The sequence below is a fragment of the Candidatus Desulfatibia sp. genome, assembly GCF_036446775.1.
Taxonomy (GTDB): domain Bacteria; phylum Desulfobacterota; class Desulfobacteria; order Desulfobacterales; family UBA11574; genus Desulfatibia_A.
In genome coordinates this window covers 1-6968 of record NZ_JAZFTO010000146.1, presented here as the reverse complement: position 1 = coordinate 6968, position 6968 = coordinate 1, and the positions used below count along the sequence as shown (strand labels likewise).

At 45.8% G+C, this 6968-nt stretch carries 5 protein-coding genes and 1 pseudogene; 4 read left to right on the top strand and 2 right to left on the bottom strand.

Going from position 1 to position 6968, the window contains the following annotated elements; translation table 11 throughout:
- Positions 1-183: 183 nt before the first annotated feature.
- Positions 184-771 (bottom strand): 5-formyltetrahydrofolate cyclo-ligase, encoded by a 588-nt coding sequence (locus tag V3S16_RS07370; protein WP_413884028.1) that lies wholly within the window; start codon positions 769-771, stop codon positions 184-186.
- 169 nt (positions 772-940) lie between these two features.
- Between V3S16_RS07370 and serS the strand changes: the two genes are divergently transcribed.
- The 4 genes from serS (at position 941) to V3S16_RS07350 (ending at position 6599) form a co-directional block, all read left to right on the top strand.
- A complete protein-coding gene (gene serS / locus V3S16_RS07365) occupies positions 941-2215 on the top strand; it encodes a serine--tRNA ligase (RefSeq protein WP_413884027.1) in 1275 nt (424 codons plus the stop codon).
- Positions 2212-3723 (top strand): threonine synthase, encoded by a 1512-nt coding sequence (thrC, locus tag V3S16_RS07360; protein ID WP_413884026.1) that lies wholly within the window; start codon positions 2212-2214, stop codon positions 3721-3723. Before serS ends, thrC begins: the two co-directional genes overlap by 4 nt.
- The gene (locus V3S16_RS07355) at positions 3720-5498 is read left to right on the top strand and encodes a hypothetical protein (RefSeq protein WP_413884025.1); all 1779 of its coding nucleotides are present in this window, start codon (positions 3720-3722) and stop codon (positions 5496-5498) included. The genes thrC and V3S16_RS07355 overlap by 4 nt, the downstream gene beginning before the upstream one ends.
- Positions 5499-5834: 336 nt before the next feature.
- Positions 5835-6599, top strand: a complete 765-nt coding sequence (locus tag V3S16_RS07350) for a tetratricopeptide repeat protein (protein ID WP_413884024.1) — start codon at positions 5835-5837, stop codon at positions 6597-6599.
- A gap of 69 nt (positions 6600-6668) precedes the next feature.
- Here V3S16_RS07350 and V3S16_RS07345 read toward each other — a convergent pair.
- A pseudogene (locus V3S16_RS07345) lies at positions 6669-6968 on the bottom strand (type IV pilus secretin PilQ); the annotation flags it as partial.

Below are 6968 nucleotides of genomic sequence, written 5' to 3'. Positions count from 1 at the left end.
GAATAAGCGTGAAGCGCTTAACCTCTCCGAGGCGTAGGATCGTGCCTCTACGAGCCGGAGGCCTGAACCCTGAACCCTGAACCTCCTAACCCAGACCGACCGGATGTCCAATTATTTTGCAATCCCGCAGTATATAAAGGTCTACGGTCATTTTTATCTGATGAATGACGAGGTCTGGTATAGCTATATTTTGTAGATTATTCGTTTTTCTGTAATAATAATATCTACATGCTTGTCATGGGATTCCATTTGAATTTGCTGAGTTATCTGGTTTTCAAAGGCCAGCGCCACCTTTCTTGTAGTGATCGACAGCTTGGGGATCAGCCGGTCGTAATATCCTTCACCGGACCCGATTCTTCCGCCCTTTTCATCAAAGGCCGTGCCGGGGATTATGGCAATATCGATACACTCAATGGGCACAACGTTACAGCGCGTTTCATTAGGCTCATAGATGCCACGCGGGCCAAGCTTTAAGTCGGTCTCAAGGTTGTCGACTTTCATAAGTTTCATCTCATAAGTATCGATGTTAAAGGCGGGAAGAATGACAATTTTATTATAGTCCAAGCAGCTTTTAATTATATCTCGGCTGTTAACTTCACTGGCACTGTTTATATAAAGCAAAACAACATTTGCTTCCAGAAAGTTGGCGAACTCAAAAAGCCTTTTTTCTATTTGCCGGGCTTTAGCTTCAACTGCGCTGTCCGCAAGTGCGGCCAGCCGTTTGGCAATATCATTGCGGATTTCTTCTTTTGGTTTTCGAATTTCATCCATAGGTGTTCTCCCAGGCAAAAATTGGCTATATATTTTATAATATACAGAAATCAGTGACTAATGTCAACTCACAATAATCATTGACTAAATGCCCTTATCATGATAAAAGTCGGGCATCTTGGTCTAATGTGGGAAGGACTTAAATTGTTCCAAAAATATAGGGATTGTTATGCTGGAAATCAAGTTTATCAGGCAAAAGTTGGCCGAGGTTGAAAAAGCTCTTTCAGCACGGGGCGCAACAGCAGATCTTGATTCGTTCAAAAAATGCGATGATCGTCGCAGGAATGTTTTAGCTGAAATCGAGGAACTGAGGCATCGTCGTAATGTTGTTTCGGACCAGATTGCGGAATTAAAAAAAAAGGGTGACAATGCCGGCAGTCTTGTTGCCGAGATGCGTGAAGTTGGTTCTAAAATCAAGACACTGGATAAGTCTTTGTCGGAAAATGAGGCAAAGATTAACAAAATTCTTATGGAGCTGCCGAACATCCCCCATTCATCGGTCCCCATAGGAAAGGATGAATCTGAAAATCCGGTTGTAAGAACTGTAGGCACACCGCCTGAATTTGATTTTGATCCCCTGGCACACTGGACGCTGGGAGAGAACCTCAAAATATTCGATTTTGAAAAAGCTGCCAAGATTACCGGTGCGCGCTTTCCGCTCTATCTGGGGGCCGGCGCAAGACTGGAAAGGGCTTTAATCAATTTTATGCTTGAGATGCACACCACCGTACACGGTTATCAAGAAATACTACCGCCTTTTATCGTCAATCGCCAAAGCATGACAGGCACCGGCCAGCTGCCGAAATTTGCGGATGATCTCTTCAAGCTGGAGGGGTGGGATTATTTTTTAGTGCCTACGGCCGAAGTCCCGGTTACCAACATTCATAAAGATGAAATTCTGCCTGAAGAGAGCCTGCCGATTTTTTATACGGCTTACACCCCCTGTTTCCGCAGTGAAGCCGGTTCTTATGGCAAAGATACCAGAGGATTGATCCGGCAGCACCAGTTCAACAAGGTTGAGCTGGTCAAATTTACAACACCGGAAACTTCGTACGATGAACTCGAAAAGCTTTTAGGTGATGCCGAAGCAATTTTGAAAGGCTTGGGGCTTCCTTATCAGGTTATCGAACTATGTACAGGAGATCTGGGCTTTGCAGCGGCCAAGACCTATGATATTGAAGTTTGGATGCCGGCGCAAGGTGTTTACAGAGAGATTTCATCTTGCAGCAATTTTGAAAGTTTCCAATCCAGACGCATCAATATCAGGTTCAAAAGAAAAGGGGAAAAAGGGACCAAACTTGTACACACCTTGAACGGCTCCGGACTCGCTGCGGGTCGCACAGTTGCCGCCATACTTGAAAATTTCCAACAGGCCGGCGGATCGGTGTCTATACCGGAAGCCTTGCGGCCTTATATGGGAGGGATGAAAACAATAGCACCATGAAACCCGAGAATTTTCCAGAAGATATCAGGTCCTATATTATTCCGCAGCACAGGGGCAAGCTGATTTATCGCTGCCTGGGCTGTAAGCTGGAATGCGGTATTGAAGAGTTGCTTTATACCTGCCCGGATTGCGGACAGGTGCTTCTTATAAATGACTTGAATTTTGACCGCTTAAAAAAGATTTCCGGCCGGATGTGGCAACGGATTTTCGATTACCGTAAAATGCTCACAGTCCCTGCGCTGAAAGGCATCTATTTATATCATGAATTCATTGGGCCGGTTATACCGCTTGATGCTGTAATATACCTCGGAGAAGGACACACGCCCGTTGTAGAAGCTAACGCTTTTTTGCAAAAAAAGGCCGGCGTTAGATTCTACTTTAAAAATGACGGTCAAAATCCAAGTGCGTCCTTTAAAGACCGGGGCATGGCCAGTGCCCTGAGCTATCTGAATTTTTTGATCAGGCAGCAGCATGTTTCCGATGTCCTGGCGATATGTGCTTCCACGGGAGACACTTCCGCGGCAGCCGCATTATATGCCTCTTTTCTACAGCCGCAGGTTAAGTCCGCCGTACTGCTTCCACACAAGAAGGTTACGCCTCAGCAGCTTTCCCAGCCTTTGGGAAGCGGTGCGGCTGTGTTTGAAATACCCGGCGTGTTTGACGACTGCATGAAGGTAGTGGAAGCTTTGTCGGACAACTACAATGTGGCCCTGCTCAACTCCAAGAATGCCTGGCGGATACTGGGGCAGGAATCTTTTTCATATGAAATTGCGCAGGCGTTTGAATATGACATGCAAAACCTGGTGGTCGTTGTACCCATTGGTAACGCCGGCAATATTACTGCAATTATGAGTGGATTTTTGAAATTTTATGAGGCCGGCATAATTCAGACTCTGCCTAAGATTTTAGGCGTGCAGTCGGAGCATGCCAACCCCGTTTACCGCTATTATTTGGAGCCTGATGCAAAAAAAAGAAAATTTGTTCCAATGACCGTCAAAGCGAGTGTAGCTCAAGCCGCCATGATCGGCAATCCGGTTTCAATGCCGAGGGTAATTCATCTAACAGACATATATAACCGCATGTCCGGCATGCAGAAAGTTTTTTTTGCCGAGGTGCCGGAGCAGGCTATCATGGACTGGGGGCTTTTGGCAAACCGCAACGGACATATAGCCTGTACGCATGGCGGTGAATCCCTGGCCGGTCTGGTTGCAGCCCGCGCTCAAGGAATTATCGGGAAAAATGATACTGCCGTTATCGACTCAACAGCACATGCATTGAAATTTTCAGGCTTCCAGGAAATGTATTTTGAAAAAAGTTTTCCGGCAGAATTTAACATCTCGCCCAATCCGGACTATATTAATGCCCCGGTATTAATCCTTCCGGAAGATCTTGAAGAGGTTCCTGCTCCGGGGAAACCGTTAAAAGGGGATCAATTCAAAAAGTTTGTCAAGCGTGTCTCCGAAGAGATTGCAAGGGAATTGAATCTTACCAAGGTAGAAAAAGCATGAACCAGAGAGACCTTTGGAAAATGTTCAATCTGGTCATAATCCTTTTAGCGATTTTGATCGTACCCCTGAAAGCAAATAGTGCTTTTTTATATAAAAGTTACACCATCCGATATGACCGCGGATGGGACATCTTATGTGATCCCTATGTTGTCCAAAAAAATGATTGGGTCCTTAAACTTTTCCGGCAAAAAGGAGAAATCGCGCACAAGGATTTCCCGGAATTTTTGAGGATATTTAAACGCATAAATCCTCATATTCGCGACATCGACAGAATCCAACCCGGGCAGTATATCATGATTCCTTTAAGGAAGTTAAGGCAGGGGGCCATGCCGGGACAGTCCACGGGTATTGTTACCGTCCCGTTTGTAACCATTTCCAACATACCGGAGCCCCTAAAGAGGTACTCAGGGGCCTATGAGGTTCAGAAGGGAGATTGTGTTTCCATACTGATTGCAAGAAAGTTCGGAGCCTACGACTCAAGGTCGTACCACGAAGGGATCAAGTTGTTCAGGCTGATCAACCCGGACATTACAGATCTGGATCAGATTTTTGAGGGACAAATGATCAATATTCCGGATCCATCCATTCGAAACCAGCCGTGGTATGCGTCCCTTTTTGATCCTTCAGTTGCAAGAAAATATGACAGCGGCACTGACAGCCCTGCTCTCTCAGCGATAGCTGCCGCGGAACCTCCAGGGCCGGACAATAGCGCAGACAGACCAAAATCGCCGTTGCTGGAAGCCGCCTCCATACTGAAAGCAAAGTTATACAATAAAGGCGTTTACTACTTTCCAAGGCAAGGTCAGGAGGATTTCGAGTTGGACCTTGCCCGTATGCCTTTGCTGGAGCTTAAAGACGGAACCCGGGTCGTTTTTCCGCAAGATATTGCCGGGCAGGGACCTGCCGTTGAGATGGCCAGATCATTTTGGAACAACTTAAAAGTTGTCAGCATAGAGCCCGGTGCTTCTGTTGAACAGACTTTTAATTCTATTTTTGAGTCACTGGGAATAAACCTTTTAAACCGCCGCTTGTCTTTTTCAGACCGTGGCGTTGATGTAGAGGCCCGCGGAAAATGGATCATTGAGGAACCGTCCGCGACGGAAAAGACCGACCGTAAGGTTTGCATATCGTTGATTGATAATCCGGGACAACGTACTCCGGAATCGATTACGCGCTATTTGGAGCAACATGATATCGTCATTAAAGACGTGCTCACGGGCAAAGGAGGGACAAACCCGCAACCGGCAAAAAATCCATACCGCAAAGTTAAAAATGTGGTCACAATCGATCCTTCCAACCACAGGGATTTGGTCAATGCTCTGCTAAAGGCTATGGATTATCAATATGCTCCCAATGTAAGCATCACATTTCCATACGCCCAAATTCAAGTTAAAGCCGTAACGAATCTTGTTACCATACGCAACCAAAGTCCGCTTCTAATTGACTTTGGGAATTTTTACGGGGACGCTGTTGCCGCCATAGAAAAAGCCGGCTTCGACATCCTCCAGATAAAAAGCGAAAACAGTTACGCAACTATTATTCGGAAACTTTTAGATGCTTTAGGTCTTTCCTATTCTAACAATCCGACGTTTTGGGCGGCAGACCGGCCCGTTGCTTATAACACGGCGTTAACCGTACCGGGCTTTCTGGTTGCGGCCGCCGGCAAGCCAAAAGTTATGCTGGCGGACGTCCCCCTGCATGACGGGGTGATTCAACTGCTGGCACATCAGGGAGTAAAGGTAATTATGCTCGGAATCCCGGAAAGATATTTGTAGTACAGACCTTCTCCACCTGAATTGTATAAGAACCATAATTTACTATTGCAAATAACATGGATTTACATGAAGATTGGGCATCAGGTCGGTCTGGGTTATAAGGTTCAGGGTTCTCGGTTCAAGGTTAAGCGCTTCGCGCTTTTTTTCTTAACTATTGACTCCATTGGTTTAATAACATGGAGGATCAACTCTGAACCTTTGAACCGTGAACCTTTGAACCGTGAACCTTTGAACCCAACTCTTGGGCGGGAAACGGCGTTTTTTTGCCTAATATTACACCATAATACTCTATAACTTACCAGATCTGTGGTAAGTGCTGTTAAAGGTAATAACAAGATGAAAACACATCGGCGTGTGGGATTGTTTATAAGCGTTATATTTTGTTTTGCAGCGTGTACTTCAACAAATCTGGAAGTACGCAAGAAACAGGCCGAAGCGGGCAGAAATCTGGGCGAAGCCTATTTGCAGCAAGGCAATAATACGTTGGCCTTAAGGGAATTTCTTAAAGCCAAGGAGCTTTACGACAATGATAAATTTCTGTATGACGATCTGGGGCTTGTCTATATGGCCAAAGACAGACCGGACCTTGCAATCGAACACTTTAAGAAAGCCCTGGCACTTGATCCGGGCTATGCTCCCGGCAAAAATAACCTGGGAACAGCCTATATGCAAAAAAAGGACTGGGACACGGCCATAAAATATTTCAAGGAGATTACCGGAGATCTACTTTACGCCACGCCCCAATTTCCCCTGGCAAACCTGGGGTGGGCCTATTATAACAAAGGAGAGTATGAACTTGCTTTAAAATATTATCAAGAGGCCCTTGAGATGAACTCTCAGTTTCTCAATGCCTTGCGCGGCCTCGGCCTAACTTATATTGCCATGGGCAAGGGTCCGGAAGCGGTGGCAGCGCTTGAAATCGGCGTTAAACACTATCCCCAGATCGCCCGACTGCATTTCGATCTGGGCGAGGCTTACACCTTGGCGCGTAATTATGAAGAAGCATTTAATGCTTTTCAAAAGGTGCTTAAATTGGTTCCCAATACCCCTTTAGCCCGTAAAGCTAAGATAGAGTCTCAAAAGATAAAGAATTTCCAATAAAAAAGTCCCCCTGTTTTATTTACAGGGGGACTTTTTGGGGCCCTTAGGGCTATTGATCAGCAGTTTACGTCAACCCAGGTCGCGTTGCTCTAACCTAACGATCCTGGGGGTAATAAATATCAGCAGCTCTTCCAGACTTTCGGAAGTATTTTTTCTCTTGAAAAACCATCCTAAAAGCGGGATGTCCTTTAATCCCGGCACTCCGGAGAGACCTTTAGAAGTATTTGATTTTCTGATTCCACCGATAATAACCGTATCACCGTCATTGACCAGAAGCTTGGTGGAGGCTTCCTTGGTGGTAAAGGAAATCTGATTATTGATGACCGCGCCGATTTCATTATTTTTGACCGTGATCTCCAGAGCGATGCG